Origin of the sequence: Streptomyces sp. NPDC060027 (assembly GCF_042737005.1) — a bacterium.
In the GTDB taxonomy this organism is placed as follows: Bacteria; Actinomycetota; Actinomycetes; order Streptomycetales; family Streptomycetaceae; genus Streptomyces.
The window spans coordinates 1-16,624 of the sequence record NZ_JBHWVI010000201.1 but is presented as its reverse complement, the minus strand read 5'-3'; the positions used below and the strand labels follow the sequence as shown (position 1 = coordinate 16,624).

At 70.5% G+C, this 16,624-nt stretch carries 16 protein-coding genes and 1 riboswitch; of the genes, 7 read left to right on the top strand and 9 right to left on the bottom strand.

What is annotated here, in order from left to right:
- Positions 1-130: 130 nt before the first annotated feature.
- From ACFWBT_RS34065 to thrC, 3 genes are all read right to left on the bottom strand, one after another.
- Entirely contained in the window at positions 131-334 is a 204-nt protein-coding gene (locus ACFWBT_RS34065) for a cold-shock protein (RefSeq protein WP_005315736.1), read from the bottom strand.
- Positions 335-775: 441 nt separating this feature from the next.
- A complete protein-coding gene (locus tag ACFWBT_RS34060; protein ID WP_266760012.1) occupies positions 776-1,051 on the bottom strand; it encodes a MoaD/ThiS family protein in 276 nt (91 codons plus the stop codon).
- Positions 1,048-2,355 carry a threonine synthase gene (gene thrC, locus ACFWBT_RS34055; RefSeq protein WP_385706838.1) on the bottom strand — a complete coding sequence of 436 codons (1,308 nt, stop codon included), beginning with the start codon at positions 2,353-2,355 and terminating at the stop codon, positions 1,048-1,050. The genes ACFWBT_RS34060 and thrC overlap by 4 nt, the downstream gene beginning before the upstream one ends.
- A 17-nt stretch (positions 2,356-2,372) precedes the next feature.
- Positions 2,373-2,529: riboswitch (SAM riboswitch) on the bottom strand.
- A 205-nt stretch (positions 2,530-2,734) separates the two neighbouring features.
- Between thrC and ACFWBT_RS34050 the strand changes: the two genes are divergently transcribed.
- Both ACFWBT_RS34050 and ACFWBT_RS34045 read left to right on the top strand, forming a co-directional pair.
- Positions 2,735-3,679, top strand: a complete 945-nt coding sequence (locus ACFWBT_RS34050) for a glucosyl-3-phosphoglycerate synthase (RefSeq protein WP_385706837.1) — start codon at positions 2,735-2,737, stop codon at positions 3,677-3,679.
- Between the two features lie 78 nt (positions 3,680-3,757).
- Complete coding sequence (locus ACFWBT_RS34045; protein ID WP_385706836.1) at positions 3,758-5,215, top strand: trehalose-6-phosphate synthase; 1,458 nt, start codon at positions 3,758-3,760, stop codon at positions 5,213-5,215.
- A gap of 188 nt (positions 5,216-5,403) precedes the next feature.
- Here the strand turns inward: ACFWBT_RS34045 and otsB are convergent, their stop codons facing one another.
- The 3 genes from otsB to ACFWBT_RS34030 all read right to left on the bottom strand — a co-directional run bounded on the left by otsB (position 5,404) and on the right by ACFWBT_RS34030 (position 8,110).
- Complete coding sequence (otsB, locus tag ACFWBT_RS34040; protein ID WP_385706835.1) at positions 5,404-6,258, bottom strand: trehalose-phosphatase; 855 nt, start codon at positions 6,256-6,258, stop codon at positions 5,404-5,406.
- A 270-nt stretch (positions 6,259-6,528) separates the two neighbouring features.
- Complete coding sequence (locus ACFWBT_RS34035; RefSeq protein WP_385706834.1) at positions 6,529-6,756, bottom strand: DUF3263 domain-containing protein; 228 nt, start codon at positions 6,754-6,756, stop codon at positions 6,529-6,531.
- A gap of 85 nt (positions 6,757-6,841) precedes the next feature.
- Positions 6,842-8,110: an ABC transporter substrate-binding protein gene (locus ACFWBT_RS34030; protein ID WP_385706833.1), complete on the bottom strand. Its 1,269-nt coding sequence runs from the start codon at positions 8,108-8,110 to the stop codon at positions 6,842-6,844.
- Between the two features lie 143 nt (positions 8,111-8,253).
- Here ACFWBT_RS34030 and ACFWBT_RS34025 point away from each other — a divergent pair, with 143 nt between their 5' ends.
- The 3 genes from ACFWBT_RS34025 to ACFWBT_RS34015 all read left to right on the top strand — a co-directional run bounded on the left by ACFWBT_RS34025 (position 8,254) and on the right by ACFWBT_RS34015 (position 11,471).
- The gene (locus ACFWBT_RS34025) at positions 8,254-9,249 is read left to right on the top strand and encodes an ROK family protein (protein ID WP_385706832.1); all 996 of its coding nucleotides are present in this window, start codon (positions 8,254-8,256) and stop codon (positions 9,247-9,249) included.
- 7 nt (positions 9,250-9,256) lie between these two features.
- Complete coding sequence (gene nagA, locus ACFWBT_RS34020) at positions 9,257-10,405, top strand: N-acetylglucosamine-6-phosphate deacetylase (RefSeq protein ID WP_385706831.1); 1,149 nt, start codon at positions 9,257-9,259, stop codon at positions 10,403-10,405.
- A gap of 145 nt (positions 10,406-10,550) precedes the next feature.
- The gene (locus tag ACFWBT_RS34015) at positions 10,551-11,471 is read left to right on the top strand and encodes a 1-phosphofructokinase family hexose kinase (protein WP_385706830.1); all 921 of its coding nucleotides are present in this window, start codon (positions 10,551-10,553) and stop codon (positions 11,469-11,471) included.
- Positions 11,472-11,529: 58 nt separating this feature from the next.
- On the opposite strand, the gene ACFWBT_RS34010 is transcribed toward ACFWBT_RS34015, so the two are convergent.
- Positions 11,530-12,498 (bottom strand): carbohydrate-binding protein, encoded by a 969-nt coding sequence (locus tag ACFWBT_RS34010; RefSeq protein WP_385706829.1) that lies wholly within the window; start codon positions 12,496-12,498, stop codon positions 11,530-11,532.
- Between the two features lie 118 nt (positions 12,499-12,616).
- A complete protein-coding gene (cdgB, locus tag ACFWBT_RS34005; protein ID WP_385706828.1) occupies positions 12,617-14,335 on the bottom strand; it encodes a diguanylate cyclase CdgB in 1,719 nt (572 codons plus the stop codon).
- Positions 14,336-14,794: 459 nt separating this feature from the next.
- Between cdgB and ACFWBT_RS34000 the strand changes: the two genes are divergently transcribed.
- On the top strand, positions 14,795-15,358 hold the full coding sequence (locus tag ACFWBT_RS34000) for a flavin reductase family protein (RefSeq protein ID WP_385706827.1): 564 nt from the start codon (positions 14,795-14,797) through the stop codon (positions 15,356-15,358).
- 44 nt (positions 15,359-15,402) lie between these two features.
- On the opposite strand, the gene arfB is transcribed toward ACFWBT_RS34000, so the two are convergent.
- Positions 15,403-15,828: an alternative ribosome rescue aminoacyl-tRNA hydrolase ArfB gene (gene arfB, locus ACFWBT_RS33995; protein ID WP_266760030.1), complete on the bottom strand. Its 426-nt coding sequence runs from the start codon at positions 15,826-15,828 to the stop codon at positions 15,403-15,405.
- A gap of 193 nt (positions 15,829-16,021) precedes the next feature.
- Between arfB and ACFWBT_RS33990 the strand changes: the two genes are divergently transcribed.
- On the top strand, positions 16,022-16,597 hold the full coding sequence (locus ACFWBT_RS33990; RefSeq protein WP_121402233.1) for a TerD family protein: 576 nt from the start codon (positions 16,022-16,024) through the stop codon (positions 16,595-16,597).
- The last annotated feature ends 27 nt before the right edge of the window (positions 16,598-16,624 follow it).

Genomic DNA, 16,624 nt, shown 5'->3' with positions numbered 1-16,624 from the left:
CTACACTACTTGGTCTGGTGGGCTCGTTTTTGTTTATAAGAGACCGGGCCGTGGACGCCCGTGGGGCCCCCACCCGTGGTGGGTTGCGGGCCCCTCGGCGTGAGTGCGTCGGTGGCCGTTCGCGCCCGGATCAGACGGCGAGTTTGACCATGTCCGCCTGCGGACCCTTCTGGCCCTGCGAGATTTCGAACTCCACTCGCTGACCCTCTTCAAGGGTGCGGTAGCCGTCCATCTGAATCGCGCTGTAGTGCACGAAGACGTCCGCACCACCGTCGACCGCGATGAAGCCGTACCCCTTCTCCGCGTTGAACCACTTGACGGTGCCCTGAGCCATGCCTAACTCCCCTATTACTGGCCCTTGCACAGATCCACACTTCGCGGATCCGGGTCAGACCTCACCCCCCAACGGTTGGGGGTGTGCGCCGGAACGCGTCGACCGCGGCTGAATGTATCTGTCCAACTGCCGTCTGCAACAGGTCAATCGGACGAGAATTCTGGGCATGGCTGATCGTTGACATGCGGAGGATATGCAAGGATTCAGGGCAAGTCGGGCCCCGTAAATGCCATAAACGGCTCAAAAAGGCGGGGCAGTTTGGCTACTTCTTGTCGGATGCCGGGCGAGGACTCATATGCATCCGGCATGAAACCAACATCGAAAGCGAAGCGACTTCCCCAACTGTAGCGCGCTCAACCCTGCAGAATTGCCCCCTCCGTTTCTCTCACGGAGGGGGCAATTCTATGAACTCAGCGTGTTCGGCATTACCGAGGGTAACGATCAGCCTCCGGCGACGGCCGGAATGATCGAGACGCCCACACCGTCCGGGGTCGCCGTCTCCAAGCCCTGCTCGAACCGGACGTCGTCGTCGTTGACGTACACGTTGACGAAGCGTCGCAGCTTGCCCTGGTCGTCCAGAACGCGCGCGGCGATGCCCGTGTGGTTCTTCTCCAGGTCGGCGATGACCTCGGCGAGGGTCGTACCCTCGGCCGTCACCTCGGCGACGCCCCCGGTGTAGGTGCGCAGGATGGTGGGGATGCGGACGTTGACGCTCATGATGCGAGGCCTGCCTCTCGGAAGGAGTCGAGGTTCGGGCGGATGGTCGCGGTCAGCCCGGTGTCCGAGGCCACCGCGTCCAGAGTCTTGAGGCCGTCGCCGGTGTTCAGCACGACGGTGGTCAGGGTCGGATCGAGGAGACCGTTCTCGATCAGCTTGCGGGTGACGCCGACGGTCACGCCGCCGGCCGTCTCCGCGAAGATGCCCTCGGTGCGCGCGAGCAGCTTGATCGCGTCGACGATCTGCTCGTCGTTCACATCCTCCACGGCACCGCCGGTGCGCCGCGCGATGTCGAGCACATACGGCCCGTCAGCCGGGTTGCCGATGGCGAGCGACTTGGCGATGGTGTCCGGCTTCTGCGGGCGCACGACGTCGTGACCGGCCTTGTAGGCGACGGACACCGGGGAGCAGCCCTCGGCCTGGGCGCCGAAGATCTTGTACGGCCTGTCCTCGACGAGCCCGAGCTTGATCAGTTCCTGCAGGCCCTTGTCGATCTTCGTGAGCTGGGAGCCGGAGGCGATCGGCACGACCAGCTGGTCCGGCAGCTTCCAGCCGAGCTGCTCACAGATCTCGTACGCCAGCGTCTTGGAGCCCTCGGCGTAGTACGGCCGCAGGTTGACGTTGACGAAGCCCCAGCCCTCGCCGGCCGGGTCGCCGATCAGTTCGGAGCAGAAGCGGTTCACATCGTCGTAGTTGCCCTGGATACCGACGAGTTCGCCGCCGTAGACCGCGGCCATGACGACCTTGCCCTGCTCCAGGTCGTGCGGGATGAACACGCAGGAGCGGAAGCCGGCACGGGCCGCCGCGGCACCCACGGCGCCGGCGAGGTTGCCCGTGGAGGAGCAGGAGAGGGTGGTGAAGCCGAAGACGCGGGCCGCTTCGATGGCCTGGGCGACGACGCGGTCCTTGAAGGAGTGCGTCGGGTTGCCGGAGTCGTCCTTGACGAAGAGCTTGCCGGCGTCGACACCGAGCTCGCGGGCCAGGTTGTCGGCCTGGACGAGCTTGGTCCAGCCGGGGTTGATGTTCGGCTTCTGCGCCACGTCCGCGGGGACGGGCAGGAGGGGCGCGTAGCGCCAGATGTTCGCGGGTCCCGCTTCGATGCGCTTGCGGAGCTCTTCGGTCTCGTAGGCCGAGAAGTCGTAGGCGATCTCCAGCGGGCCGAAACACTCCTCGCAGGCGAAGACCGGTCCGAGCGGGACGCGGTGCCCGCACTCGCGGCAGGAAAGCGCCGCTGCCGGACCGAGGTCCACCGCATCGGCGGAGTTCACGGAGTTCGTGGTGCTTGCAACTGTCTGCGCAGCCATGGAGGCGAGGCCCTTTCTCCTCATCTTCCTCACGACGCACTTCGCCGTGAGACGGATTTGGCACCTTCCCTAGCCGGGAGCCTCGCGACGCGATCGACATCGATCGGTACGAGACCGGCTGGAGGGTTGCCGGGGCTTCATCGGGCCGTATCCCTCTGCCCCTCTGGATGAGCGGTATTTGATTGTTGAACTGTTGAACGCGATACGCGCCGATGATCCAGGACATGCGATGGTCATCCGCGTTGTTCAAGACTGTAACCGAAGGCCAGGACAGTTGAGATAGTCGTCCGCACCGCGAGACGACGGCAATCGATCTGCCGCTGGCCGCAGCGGGCACGCTGATGAGAGCGTGTGATCAGACAGTGAGGAGCCGCAGACCGTGCTGAAAGATGTCGAAAGCTGGCTGAGCACACGCTCCTGGTCCCTGACCGACCGCCCGCTCCACAAGCTCATGGCCGCGAAACGTTCCACCGGATCGACGGTCAGCGTCGTACTGCCCGCGCTCAACGAGGAGGAGACGGTCGGCGAGATCGTGGCGATCATCCGCCACGACCTGATGCAGCAGGTGCCCCTCGTCGACGAGATCGTCGTCGTCGACTCGGGCTCGACCGATCGCACCTCGGCGGTCGCCGCCGCCGCGGGCGCGAGAGTCGTGCACCGCGACGACATCCTCCCGCGGATTCCCGCGGTGCCCGGCAAGGGTGAGGTGCTGTGGCGGTCGCTGCTCGTGACGAGCGGGGACATCGTCTGCTTCATCGACGCGGACCTCAGGGAGTTCTCGTCCGACTTCGTCACCGGGATCGTGGGCCCGCTGCTCACCGACCCCGGGGTCGATCTGGTCAAGGCCATGTACGACCGCCCGCTGGGCGGCGCCTCGGGACAGGGCGGCCGGGTCACCGAGCTGATGGCCCGCCCCCTGCTGAACATGCACTGGCCGCAGCTGGCGGGCTTCGTCCAGCCGCTCGGCGGCGAGTACGCGGCCCGTCGCTCCCTGCTCGAACAGCTCCCGTTCCCCGTCGGCTACGGCGTGGAGCTGGGCATGCTCGTCGACGCCCTGCACCTGGTGGGCCTGGACGCCCTCGCCCAGGTCGACGTCGGCGTCCGCAAGCACCGTCACCAGGACGGCCAGGCCCTGGGCCGTATGGCCGCCGCGATCTACCGCACCGCCCAGCTCCGGCTGGCCCGCGGCCACCTGATCCGCCCCGCCCTCACCCAGTTCGAGCGCGGCCGGGACGGTTTCCAGCCGCGCACGTACTCGGTGGACACGGAGGAAAGGCCCCCGATGAGCGAAATCTCCGAGTACCAGCGGCGCAAAGCCGCGTAGACCAGCCCTCCCGGCCCGCGATCGCATACGGCCGAAGGGAACGTTTGAGCGTTTCGACACGGGGCTAGGTTTCGAGGCATGGCTTCAACGCACGGTGCCCACCGGATTCTGGTCGCGTCCAACCGCGGCCCGATCACCTACGAGGTACGGGAGGACGGTTCTCTGCACGCCCGGCGCGGCGGCGGCGGCCTCGTCTCGGGCCTCTCGGCGATCGGGCCCGACGCGGGCGCCCTATGGGTGTGCTCGGCCCTCGGCGACGGCGACCGGGAGGCCGTCGCGCGCGGAGTCGGCGAGGACGGTGTGCGCATGCTGGCCATCGACGCCGACGTGCACGCCGACGCCTACAACGGCATCGCCAACTCCGTCCTGTGGTTCGTCCACCACATGCTGTACCAGACCCCCCTGGAGCCGGTCTTCGACGCGGAGTTCCGGCGCCAGTGGGAGTCGTACCGGACCTACAACCGCGCCTTCGCCGAGGCGCTGGCCGAGGAGGCCGCCGAGGGGGCGGCGGTGCTGGTCCAGGACTACCACCTGTGCCTGGTGCCGGGGATGCTCCGCGAGCTGCGCCCCGACCTGCGCATCGGCCACTTCTCCCACACGCCGTGGGCGCCCGAGGACTACTTCCGGATGCTCCCCGACGACATCCGCGCCGAACTGGTGGGAGGCATGCTCGGCGCGGACCGGGTGGCGTTCCTGACCTGGCGGTGGGCGACCGCCTTCATGCGCTGCGCGGAGGAGGCCGACCCCGAGCACTACACCGCGACCTGGCACTCGGGCGCCCCCAGGGCGATCGAGCACCTGGACGGCGCCCGGCCGCCCGTGCGCGAGACCCTCGTCGGCGTGCACGGCCTCGGCGCGGACGCCGAGTTCCTGCGCGAACGCTCCCACCGGGAGGACGTCGAGGAGCGCATGGCCGCGCTGCGCACGGAGATCGGCGAGAACCGCAGGACCGTCGTGCGCGTCGACCGGACCGAGCTGTCCAAGAACATCGTGCGGGGGCTGCTGGCGTACCGGCAGCTGCTCGACGACCACCCGGAGTGGCGCGAGCGGGTGGTCCACGTGGCCTTCGCCTACCCCTCGCGGCAGGACCTCGCGGTGTACCGGGAGTACACGGCCGAGGTGCAGCGCGTGGCCGACGAGATCAACTCCCAGTACGGAACGCCCGGTTGGACCCCGGTGGTGCTGCACGTCAAGGACGACTTCGCGCGCTCGCTCGCCGCGTACCGGCTGGCCGACGTCGCCCTCGTCAACCCCATCAGGGACGGCATGAACCTCGTCGCCAAGGAGATCCCGGTCGTCTCCGACGAGGGCTGTGTGCTGGTGCTCTCGCGGGAGGCCGGGGCGTACGAGGAACTGGGCGAGGACGCGATCTCCGTGAACCCGTACGACGTGATCGGTACGGCACGGGCGCTGCACGAGGCGTTGACCATGCAGCCGGGCGAACGGGCCGAGCGCACCAAGCGGTTGGCCGCCGCGGCCACCGCTCTGCCGCCGGCCCAGTGGTTCCTCGATCAGCTGCGCGCGCTGGAGGCCTGAGCGACACCGAGGGGACCTTTCGCTCCGGCCGGGGAAAGGACTTCAGCCCCTCCGGCCGGAAATTTCAGCCCCTCCGGCGTTTGAGGAGGGGGGTCTGGGGCCGGAGCCCCAGGTACGGGACGGGTAGGGGCGGAGGGGGCGAAGCAAGCCTTCCGCCGCCCTCGCCCGCGCGGGCGACGAGCGGCCGATCAAGCGAGTTCGGCCGCGAGAGAGGCGAGCAGGCGTACGACTCCGGACGGACCGTCGACCACCAGGTCGGCGCGTTCGGCGAGTTCGCCGACCTCGGAGCTGCCGCTGCACACCAGCAGGCCCGGGATCCCGTCGGAGCGGAGCTTGTCGACGGCGGCGAAGGCGGGCAGGTCGCCCAGGTCGTCACCCGCGTAGAGGACGGCCTCGGCGCCGACCTCCCGGACGTACTCCAGAAGGGCGACGCCCTTGTCCATGCCGGGCGGGCGCAGCTCCAGGACCATGCGGCCGGGCTCGACGATCAGGCCGTGCCGGGTGGCCAGATCGGCCAGCGGCTCGCGGAGCGCCTCGAAGGCGGCCTGCGGGTCCGCGGCGCGGCGCGTATGCACGGCGACCGCACGGCCCTTCTCCTCGATCCAGGTGCCCTGCCAGGCGCCGATCCTGTCGAGGAACCCCGGCAGTTCGGCGCGGACGGCGGCCACACCGGGGTGCGGGGCGGGGGCGGTGACCGTGCCGCTCACCGCGTCCCAGCGCTCGGCGCCGTAGTGACCGAGGACGACGAGGTGCTCCAGTCCGGGGACGCCCGCGAAGCCGCCGTGGCGTACGGCCACACCGGCCGGGCGGCCGGTGACCACGGCGATCGAGGCGACCTTGGGGGCGAGTGCCGCGAGGGCGGGCACCGCGTCGGGGTGCGCACGGGCCTGGTCGGGGTCGGGGACGATGGGGGCGAGGGTCCCGTCGAAGTCGAGTGCGACGACCGTCCGGGTGGGGCGGGTGAGGATCGCGTCCAGAGCGTCGCGCCCGGCGGGGGTGACCGGGGCCGGCAAGGGGTCCTTGGATTCGGGATGGCTGCCCATGGGGCGACCCTATCCGGGTGAGGGCGGGCGCACCCATGGCTCATGGCCGAGCGGGCTACCCACCCGGCCGGAATGCCTCGCCCCGACAACTCCACCTGGCCGAATCCCCGGCCCTACCGAGCCGCCCGGCCCGGCCCGGAGGCCTGGTCCGACCGATGCGCCCGGCCCGGAGACCCGCTCCGACCGAGCAGCCGCCCGAATGCTCGTCCCACCGATCCCTCCCGCACGGGTGCCTAGGTCTCGCCTGGCCGCCCGCCCCGGAGGCTCGTCTCAGCGGTCCGACCGGCGGGCCTCCCGCACGCGGCGCAGCCTGTTCACCGTCACCGGGTCGTGCGCCAAGGCCCTCGGGTCGTCCAGCAACGCGTTGAGCAGCTGGTAGTAGCGGACCGGGGCCAGGCCCAGCCGTTCTCGTATGGCGCGCTCCTTGGCGCCGGGGCCGGGGAAGCCGCGGCGCTCCAGGGCGAGGATGCTCCGTTCGCGCGCGGGCAGCTCTTCCATGGACAGCACGGTAGCCCCCGGCACCGACAGTGCCGAGCCGGAGCCGGGATCGGGATCGGAGCCGGGGAGCGGGCCCGGGCCCGTCCTAGTAGCCGCTGTCCGCCATGGTGGCGTTGGTCTGCAGGGAGTCGAGGACCTCGGCCGGGTCGCCGTCCGGGCTCACGGCCTTGGCGATCTCGCTCTTCACGTCGGCGCTGACCTCGGCCCAGGAGGTCTTGCCGACCGGGTACAGAACCGAGGTGGGCAGCTCGGCGAGGAAGGGCTCCAGGTCCGCGTCGTCCGGGTCGGCCGCCATCGCGTCGGACGCGGAGGAGGTGACCGGCAGCAGGTCGTACTCGCGGGAGAAGGCGAGGACGTTCTTGTCCTGGTAGACGAAGTCGAGGAAGTCGCCGACCTGCTCGCCGTGGCCGTTCTTCTTGAAGGCCATCATCCAGTCGGCGACGCCCATGGTGACCTTGGACCTGCCGTCGACGCCGGGCATCGGCACCATGCCGAACTTCACGCCCTCGGCGGCGGCCTGCTTCATCAGAGTGGGGTGCCCGACGAGCATTCCGACCTCACCCCGGGTGAACGCCGAGAAGGCGGCCGCACGGTTCAGCTTGGCAGGTGCGACGGGTCCGGTGAGCCCCTTGCCGACCAGTTCGTCCTTCAGCCAGGTGACCGTGTGGATGTTCTGCGGAGAGTCGATGGAGTACGTGTCGACGTCGTCCGCGTAGCCGCTCCCTCCGCTCAGCAGCCACTGCATGGTCTCCGCCTGCGCCTCCTCGGGGCCGAGCGGCAGCGCGTAGGGGAACTTCACGCCCTTGGCCTTGAGCGCCCTCGCGTCGGCCGCGAGCTCGCTCCAGGTCGTGGGCGGGGTGATGCCGGCCTCGGAGAACAGGGTCCTGTTGAAGAAGAGCAGGCGTGTGGACGCCGCGAACGGCATGCCGTACTGCGTCCGGTCCGTCCGCCCCGCGTCGGTGAGTTCCGAGACGAAGTCGGCCTGAACGGGTACGGAGAGCAGGTCATCGACCTTGTAGAGCCGGCCCTGCGCGGCGTAGTCGGCATAGGCGCCGATCTGCGCCATGTCCGGGGCGTGGCCCGCCGCGACCATCTCCTTGACCTTGCGGTCCACGTCGGTCCAGGGGTAGACGCTGACCTCGACCTTGATCCCCGGGTGACCGGCCTCGTAGTCCTCGGCCAGGTCGTCCCAGTACTTCTGGGAGCTGTTGGCCTTGGAGGCGCCGTAGTCGGCGGCCACGAGTCTCAGCGTCACGTCCGAGGAGCCGCCGCCCGGGCCGCCGCAGCCCGCGAGGGCCGCCGTCATGCCGAGAGCCGAGATCGCCGCGATCGTTCCTGTCCTGCGCCGCTGCACCGCTTGTACTCCCCAACCCCTGAGCCGTATCGGCTGCTTCTTTGCTTCTGCGTCCGTTGCACCCGTCTCGGAATGCGGATACAAGGTCTACACCACGTGAGTGGACTAGACCTCTCTAGGGGTAAGGGGCGACACTGTCCCCCGTGAGACATGTCATCGCCCTCGATGTGGGCGGCACCGGGATGAAGGCAGCCCTCGTCGGAGTGGACGCCGAGCCTTCCGAGGACCGCCCCGACGTGCCGCCGCACCGGACCTCCGGGCCCCCCGCGCTGCTGCACCAGGCCCGCCGGGCGACCGGCCGTGAGCGCGGGCCCGACGCCGTCGTCGAAGACATCCTCGACTTCGCCGACGAACTGCGCGCCCACGGCGAGAAGCACTTCGGCGAGAGCGCCCTGGCCGCCGGCGTCGCCGTCCCCGGCATCGTCGACGCCCAGCACGGCATCGCGGTCTACGCCGCCAACCTCGGCTGGCGCGACGTCCCGCTGCGCCGGCTGCTCGGCGAGCGGCTCGGCGGCATACCCGTCGCGCTCGGGCACGACGTGCGCACCGGCGGGCTCGCGGAGGGCCGCATCGGCGCCGGACAGGGAGCGGACCGCTTCCTCTTCGTCCCGCTGGGCACCGGGATAGCGGGCGCCATCGGCATCAACGGCAGCGTCGAGGAGGGCGCGCACGGCTTCGCGGGCGAGATCGGCCACATCGTCGTACGGCCCGGCGGGGCCCCGTGCCCGTGCGGGCAGCGCGGCTGTCTGGAACGGTTCGCCTCCGCGGCGGCCGTCAGCCAGGCCTGGGCCGAGGCGTCCGGCGACCCGGAGGCGGACGCGGCGGACTGCGCCAACGCCGTCGCGTCGGGCGACCCGAGGGCGCGGGCCGTCTGGCAGGAGGCCGTCGACGCGCTCGCCGACGGGCTGGTCACCGCGCTCACCCTCCTGGACCCGCGCACGCTGATCATCGGTGGCGGGCTCGCCGAGGCGGGGGAAACCTTGTTCACACCACTGCGGGCCGCGGTCGAGCGACGCGTCACCTTCCAGAAGCTGCCGTCCATCGTCCCCGCCGCTCTCGGGGACACCGCCGGATGCCTCGGTGCCGGGCTCCTCGCCCGGGACCTCCTGAACACCACTTCTACGACTCCCCGGAGGTAACCACCCGATGGCCCCTAGCAAGGTTCTCGCCGGCGCCCGGGTGGTACTGCCCACCGGGATCGTGCACGACGGCCGCGTGATCATCGACGGTGCGCGGATCTCCGGTGGGCAGGCTCCCGCGGACGCGCCCGTGACCGACCTGTCCGGCCACTGGCTGGTCCCCGGTTTCGTCGACCTCCACAACCACGGCGGTGGCGGCGCGTCCTTCACCTCGGGAACGGTCGAGGACGTCCTCCGAGGCATCCACACCCACCGTCTGCACGGCACCACGACCGTCGTCGCCTCGACCGTCACCGGTGACATGCACGGCCTCGCCGAGCGCGCCGGGATGCTCTCCGAACTGGCCGAACAGGGCGACCTCGCGGGCATCCACTTCGAGGGCCCGTTCATCTCGCCGTGCCGCAAGGGCGCGCACTCCGAGGAACTGCTGCGCGACCCGGACCCGGCCGATGTCCGCAAGCTCCTCGACGCGGCGCGCGGCCGGGCCAGCATGGTCACGCTCGCCCCCGAACTGCCGGGCGGCCTCGACTCCGTGCGGCTGCTCGCCGAACACGGGGTGATCGCCGCGATCGGGCACACCGACGCGACGTACGAGCAGACGCAGGCGGCCATCGACGCGGGCGCGACCGTGGCGACGCATCTGTTCAACGCGATGCCGGCGCTCGGACACCGCACGCCGGGCCCCATCGCCGCCCTCCTGGAGGACGAGCGGATCACCGTCGAGCTGATCAACGACGGCACGCATCTGCACCCCGCCTCGCTGGAGCTGGCGTTCCATCACGCGGGTCCGGGCCGGGTCGCGTTCATCACCGACGCGATGGACGCGGCGGGCTTCGGCGACGGCCGCTACATGCTCGGCCCGCTCGAAGTCGAGGTCGCGGACGGCGTCGCCCGCCTGGTGGAGGGCGGTTCGATCGCCGGCTCCACGCTCACCCTCGACCGCGCCTTCCAGCGCGCCGTCACGGTCGACAGGCTGCCGGTCGAGGACATCGTGGCGGCCATCTCCGCCAACCCCGCCCGTCTGCTCGGCGTGTACGACCGGGTGGGCTCCCTGGAGCCGGGCAAGGACGCGGACCTCGTGGTGCTCGACGCCGACTTCGCGCTCAAGGGCGTCATGCGCAAGGGCGTATGGGTGGTCGATCCCCAACTGAGGTGATTCACACCTTTGTTGCCGTACGGCGGTTGGCCCGGGGGGACTGGGCCGACCGCCGTTGTCTTTGGCATGATCAGACCTCCGCAAGCATCGGCGGGCGCCCGACCGGCGCGCACGTCACACAACTCTTCGGGGGAGGTCGGCCCAGGTGATCCTCACGGTCACGCTGAACACCGCTCTCGACATCACCTATCGCGTGCCGGCACTGCGGCCGCACAGCGCGCACCGGGTGACCGAAGTGACCGAACGTCCGGGCGGCAAGGGCCTGAACGTGGGGCGGGTGCTCGCCGCGCTCGGGCACGAGGTGACGGTCACCGGATTCACGGGCGGCGCGACGGGCCGCACGGTGCGGGACCAGCTCACCGGGGTGGTGGACGCGCTCGTCCCGGTGGAGGGATCGACGCGCCGCACGATAGCCGTGGTCGACACGACGACCGGTGACACGACCCAGCTCAACGAGCCGGGACCGGCGATCACCGCCACCGAGTGGTCGGCCTTCCAGGAGACGTACGAGCATCTGCTGCGCTCAGCCTCGGCGGTGGCCCTGTGCGGCAGCCTGCCCCCGGGAGTACCGGTCGGCGCCTACGCCCAACTCGTGCGCACCGCCCGCACCCTGGCCGTCCCGGTCCTGCTGGACACCAGCGGCGAGCCGCTGCGCCGAGGGGTCGCCGCCCGCCCCGACATCGTCAAGCCGAACGCCGAGGAACTCGCCGAACTCACCGGCACCCACGACCCGTTGCAGGCCACCCGCAACGCCCGGCGCCGCGGTGCACGCGCGGTGGTCGCCTCGCTCGGCCCGGACGGACTGCTCGCCCACACCCCCGACGGCCACTGGCGCGCCACCCCGCCACGCCGGGTCCCCGGCAACCCCACGGGCGCGGGCGACTCGGCGGTGGCGGGCCTGCTGTCGGGCCTGGTCGAGGGGCTTCCCTGGCCGGAGCGGCTGGCCCGGGCCGCGGCCCTGTCCATGGCGACCGTACTGGCCCCTACGGCGGGCGAGTTCGACCGGTCGGCCTACGAGACCCTGCTGACCGAGATCGCGGTGACGGCGGACGCGACGGCGGCCTGAAGGAGCGAGGGGCGCCGCGACAGCGTTGCCGTCGTGACACCCCTCGTCGATCAGTGGACTACTTCCAGCCCTCTTCCAACCAGAGCTGGTCGAAGTTCGCGTCGCACTGGTTGCCGTCACCGCAGGAGATCTGGATCGTGTTGGTGCCCTTGTTGAGGGTGATGTCCCCCCAGGTGTTGGTCCAGCCCTTCGCGTAGTCGCCCTCCGCGGCCTTGGCGAAGTTCTCCAGGTTGAGGGGGCGGTCCTGGGCCCTGGCATTGACGGTGAGGGTGGCGTTGGCGTCCTTGCCGGGCACTCCGTAGTTGACGAACAGCGTGTACTTGCCGGCCTTCTTGATGCCGCTGACGTTCCAGGTGATCGACGCGCCGACGTGATTGAACCCCGTGACGTAGACCCCGCCGTCCGCCTTGGCGCCCTTGACGTCCGAGGCCGTCGACACGCCGGCGCCCAGCTTCAGGGCCTTCGCGTCGATCTTGGGGAGCTCCACGACGTCCTCGGAGCCCTTGGTCGGCTCCTGGCTCGGGGACGCGCTCTGGGAGGCCGTCGGGGTCGAGCCCGCCTGGTCGCCGCCCTTGTCGTCGTCCCCGCCGCCGCCCGTCATGGCGATGGCGATGCCGATCACGACGGCGGCGACCACGGCGATCGCGCCGATGAGAAGGCCCTTGGTGTTGGGGCCGCGGCCACGTCCGCCGCCGTCACCGTGACCGGGCATCGGCGACCGCGTCGTCTGGGCGCCGCCGGGGACGGTCTCGGGGGCCGCGTAGTGCGCGTTCTGCTGGCCGTGGCCGTTCTGCTGCGGCACCTGGCCGTACGGGGCGGTCGGAGCCTGCTGGCCGTAGGCGCTCTGAGCGGCCTGCTGGCCGTACTTGCGCTCGCCGACCGCCCGCACCCGGTTGACCGAGCCCGGGTAGCCGTAGCCACCGCCTCCAGAGGGCGGCGTGGCTCCGTTGGCCTGACCGTCGGCGTACAGATAGCCGAACGGGTCGTCCTCCTCGGGCGTGCTCGCGCCGTTGTTGCCGGGCGTCATCCCTTGGTCTCCTCAGCGGGTGCGGTTCAGATGCGGGTACACGAATGAATGGCGAGCCTACCCGGTCCGGCTGGGCCGAACGGGGGGCCTTCACCGCATCAACCTAGTGACCTGCGCCTTATCCCGCACGCCTGTGCTGTTTGGGACGAGACCGTTTCTCGACGTACATCCGTTCGTCAGCGGATTTCAGCACCTCGTCCGCCGTCATGCCGCAGTGGGCCCACCCGATGCCGAAACTCGCGCCCACGCGGACGGCTCGTCCGTCGACCCTGATGGGCGGAATGATCGCGTTCCGCAGGCGTACGGCGAGGTCCTGGGCGTCCGCCCGGCCGAGACCGTCGGCGAGCACCACGAACTCGTCGCCGCCGAGCCGGGCCACCGTGTCGCCGTCCCGGACACCGTGGGTGAGGCGCCGGGCGACCTCGATGAGAACCTCGTCACCCGCGTTGTGCCCGAACCGGTCGTTGATCGACTTGAAGCCGTCGAGGTCGCAGAAGAGCACCGCGAGCCCCTTGGTGCCGTCGTCCGTCTCACCCTCGGGCGCGATGGTGTGCACATGGTGGTCGAAGGCGTCGAACGCCTCGGAGCCGGAGTGGAAGTCGAAGCCGTGCCCGTTCCCGTTCCCGTCGTAGGCGGGGTGGCCGCCGCCGTCGTAATCGCCGCCCGGCACCTCAGCGAAGTCCCCGTGCCCGTACGCCGCGTCCAGCGAGGCGACCGCGCCCGGCGGCAGGGACTGCGGGCGCTGGCAGAGACGGGCGCTGAGCCGCGAGCGCAGCTCGGCGGAGTTGGGCAGGCCGGTGAGGGCGTCGTGCGAGGCGCGGTGCGCGAGCTGGAGCTCACGGCGCTTGCGCTCCTCGATGTCCTCGACATGGGTGAGCAGGAAGCGGGGGCCGTCGGCGGCGTCCGCGACGACGGAGTTGCGCAGATGGACCCAGACGTAGGTGCCGTCGCGGCGCCCGAGCCGCAGCTCGGCCCGGCCGCCCTCGGCGGAGGTCCGCAGCAGGGTGCCGATGTCCTCGGGGTGCACGAGATCGGAGAAGGAGTAGCGGCGCATCGCCGACGCGGGCCGGCCGAGGAGCCGGCACAGGGCGTCGTTGGTGCGCAGGATGCGGCCGTGCTGGTCGCCGCCCATCTCGGCGATCGCCATGCCGGAGGGGGCGTACTCGAAGGCCTGCCGGAAGGACTCCTCGCTGGCGCGCAGGGCCTGCTGCTCACGCTCCAGGCGGACCAGGGCGCGCTGCATATTCGCGCGTAGACGTGCGTTGCTGATCGCGATGGCGGCCTGGAAGGCGTACATCTGGAGCGCCTCGCGGCCCCAGGCTCCCGGCTTGCGGCCGTTGCGCGGCCGGTCCACCGACAGCACGCCGATCAGCTCGCCGTGGCCGCTGCCGCCGCCGGAGACGCTCGGGGTGTACATCGGCGCGAAGAGGCGGTCGGAGGGGTGCCACTCGTCCTCGAAGCGGGGCGCGGGACCGTCGGTGTACCACTGCGGCACGTCGTCCTCGTCGAGGACCCAGCCCTCGGTGTGCGGTATGAACCGGAGATCGCCCCAGGCCTCGCCCATGGTCAGCCGGCGGTCCCAGGAGGTGCGGGAGCCGACGCGGCCGGTGATGAGGGCCTCGGCGGCGGAGTTGCCGGCGAAGGCGGCGACGACGAGGTCGCCGTCGGGGCGTACGAGGTTCACGCACGCCAGCTCGTAGCCGAGCCCGGTGACCACACCGTCGGCGACGGTCTGCAGCGTGTCGGCCAGGCTGCGGGCCGTGTTCATGTCCGCCATCACCTGATGCAGCTGCCGCAGGGTCGCAAGACGGACGTAGGGCTCCGACTCGGTCTCCATTCGCCCTCCCCTCGAGACCTCGCAGCAACTCCAGGGTTCTCTCGGCGTACTAGGTGCTCTTCCGTTCCGTGCTGACCGCTCGGCGCTCCCCCTGAACCGCCTCGCCGCCGTACTGCTGGGTAGCTTCCTGCGCAACGCCCCCGCCACTGAATCACAGCGCGCTGCTCACTCGGTACACAGGGTCAACAAAATATGGCTCCTGTGACTCAAGTCACAGCGGAAGATGAGCAATTGAGTGGAGTTTCTGCATTTCACCACGCGTTTACTGAACGCATTATGGGGCGACTGTGCAGAACCTGTGCGCCCTTGCGCCCGCCGAATGCGTACGGATGAGAGTACGGCCGTCCCGCCCCCGCCTCCGTTCACCCCGCCGCCGCCTTCTCTCCGCCCCCGGACCTAGGTCCCGGCTAGGGCCGAGGTCCGATGTGCCGCCGCGGGAGCGGAGACTAGCGTTTCGGCGTGCTCACGACTCCCGCCGCCGTTCCCCTCACCCCGTCCGTGCATGCTGAGGGGGTGAGCAACGACGAGTTCCGCGCCGCCATGTCCCGGCTGACCGCGGGTGTGGTCCTGGTGACCGCGCACGAGCCCGCGCTGGCCCCGGGCGGACCGGCGGGCGAGGACGTCGGCATGACCGCGACGGCCTTCATGTCCGTCTCCCTGGACCCGCCGCTGGTCCTGGTCAGCCTGCGCGAGGGCTCCCGGATGGACGACCTGCTCGACGAACAGCCCCTGTGGGGCGTCTCGGTGCTCTCGGAGAGCCAGCGCCACATCGCGGGCCGCTTCTCCATGAAGGGCCGGATCAGCGACCGGCTCCTCTTCGAGGACATCCCGTACGTCCGCGGCGAGGCGACCGGAACGCTCCTGATGGGCGGCGCCCTGGCGACCCTGGAGTGCCGCACCGAGCAGCGGATCCCCGCGGGCGACCACACCCTCGTCATCGGCCGCGTCCTGACGGCCCACGTGCCGAGCGCGGACGGCGGCCCCCTGGCGTACTTCAAGGGCCGCTACCGGCAGCTGGGCTGACCCCCCGGCACCGGCAGCCGGGCTGCCCCCGGCCCGGAGCGGGTCTACCAGTCGCGTCCGGTGCGGCCGCGCTTGGTGTCGGAGCGCTGCTTCTTCTCGCGCAGACGGCGTTCGTTGATACCGCGGGGGATGCGGGTGGCACGGCGCGGCTTGGGCGGCGGCGCGGTGGCCTCGGCGAGCAGGGAGGCCAGCCGTACGGCCGCCGTCTCGCGGTTGCGCCACTGGGAGCGGTGCTCGGAGGACCGGACGCTGATGACCCCGTCGACGAGCCGGCCCTCCAGCTTCGCGAGGGCGCGGTCCTTCCACACGGGCGGCAGCGCCTCGGTGTTCGCGAGGTCGAACCGGAGCTCGACCTGCGTGTCGCTGGTGTTGACGTGCTGCCCGCCAGGCCCGCCCGAGCGCGAGAAGCGCCACATGAGCTCGGCCTCGGGCAGGGAGACGGAGCCGCGGATGACATAGGGACCGGACATGTGTTCATGGTCCCGTGTCCGTCCGGTCCGCGTCACCCGGTTTTCAGCGTCTCTCCGGGTGAAGATGCGCATCCAGGTAAAGAAAGTAAAGACAGGCGGAACCTCGGGGACCCCCCTCGGCGTTCATAGGGGTGACGGTAGCTTCGTCCTCAGTACGAAGCCCGTACGTCAACGAGGGAAGGGACTCCCAACAATGGCTGTAAGCCTGTCCAAGGGTGGCAACGTCTCGCTCACCAAGGAGGCTCCGGGCCTGACCGCCGTCACGGTGGGCCTCGGCTGGGACGTCCGCACCACCACCGGCACCGACTTCGACCTGGACGCTTCGGCCATCGCGGTCAACCCCCAGGGCAAGGTCTACTCGGACGGTCACTTCGTCTTCTTCAACAACAAGCAGACGCCGGACCAGACGATCGTCCACACCGGCGACAACCGGACCGGTGAGGGCGCCGGCGACGACGAGGCGATCAACGTCAACCTGGCGGGCCTCCCCGCCGACGTCGAGAAGATCGTCTTCCCGGTCTCCATCTACGACGCGGAGAACCGCTCGCAGAACTTCGGCCAGGTCCGCAACGCCTACATCCGCATCGTGAACCAGGCCGGCGGCGCCGAGATCGCCCGCTACGACCTCTCCGAGGACGCCGCCACCGAGACCGCCATGGTCTTCGGCGAGCTCTACCGCAACGGCGCGGAGTGGAAGTTCCGCGCGGTCGGCCAGGGCTACGCCTCGGGCCTCGTGGGCATCGCGCAGGACTTCGGCGTCAGCGTCTGATCCTGAGCACACGCACCATCGAGAGGC

Excerpts from the sequence above, each read along its gene's own strand:
- ACFWBT_RS34065 (WP_005315736.1), bottom strand. The coding sequence starts at position 334 with ATGGCTCAGGGCACCGTCAAGTGGTTCAACGCGGAGAAGGGGTACGGC.
- arfB (WP_266760030.1), bottom strand. The coding sequence starts at position 15,828 with ATGTCCGGTCCCTATGTCATCCGCGGCTCCGTCTCCCTGCCCGAGGCC.
- cdgB (WP_385706828.1), bottom strand. The coding sequence starts at position 14,335 with ATGGAGACCGAGTCGGAGCCCTACGTCCGTCTTGCGACCCTGCGGCAG.
- ACFWBT_RS34060 (WP_266760012.1), bottom strand. The coding sequence starts at position 1,051 with ATGAGCGTCAACGTCCGCATCCCCACCATCCTGCGCACCTACACCGGG.
- ACFWBT_RS34035 (WP_385706834.1), bottom strand. The coding sequence starts at position 6,756 with ATGGAAGAGCTGCCCGCGCGCGAACGGAGCATCCTCGCCCTGGAGCGC.
- nagA (WP_385706831.1), top strand. The coding sequence starts at position 9,257 with ATGGCCCCTAGCAAGGTTCTCGCCGGCGCCCGGGTGGTACTGCCCACC.
- thrC (WP_385706838.1), bottom strand. The coding sequence starts at position 2,355 with ATGGCTGCGCAGACAGTTGCAAGCACCACGAACTCCGTGAACTCCGCC.
- otsB (WP_385706835.1), bottom strand. The coding sequence starts at position 6,258 with ATGGGCAGCCATCCCGAATCCAAGGACCCCTTGCCGGCCCCGGTCACC.
- ACFWBT_RS33990 (WP_121402233.1), top strand. The coding sequence starts at position 16,022 with ATGGCTGTAAGCCTGTCCAAGGGTGGCAACGTCTCGCTCACCAAGGAG.
- ACFWBT_RS34045 (WP_385706836.1), top strand. The coding sequence starts at position 3,758 with ATGGCTTCAACGCACGGTGCCCACCGGATTCTGGTCGCGTCCAACCGC.
- ACFWBT_RS34010 (WP_385706829.1), bottom strand. The coding sequence starts at position 12,498 with ATGACGCCCGGCAACAACGGCGCGAGCACGCCCGAGGAGGACGACCCG.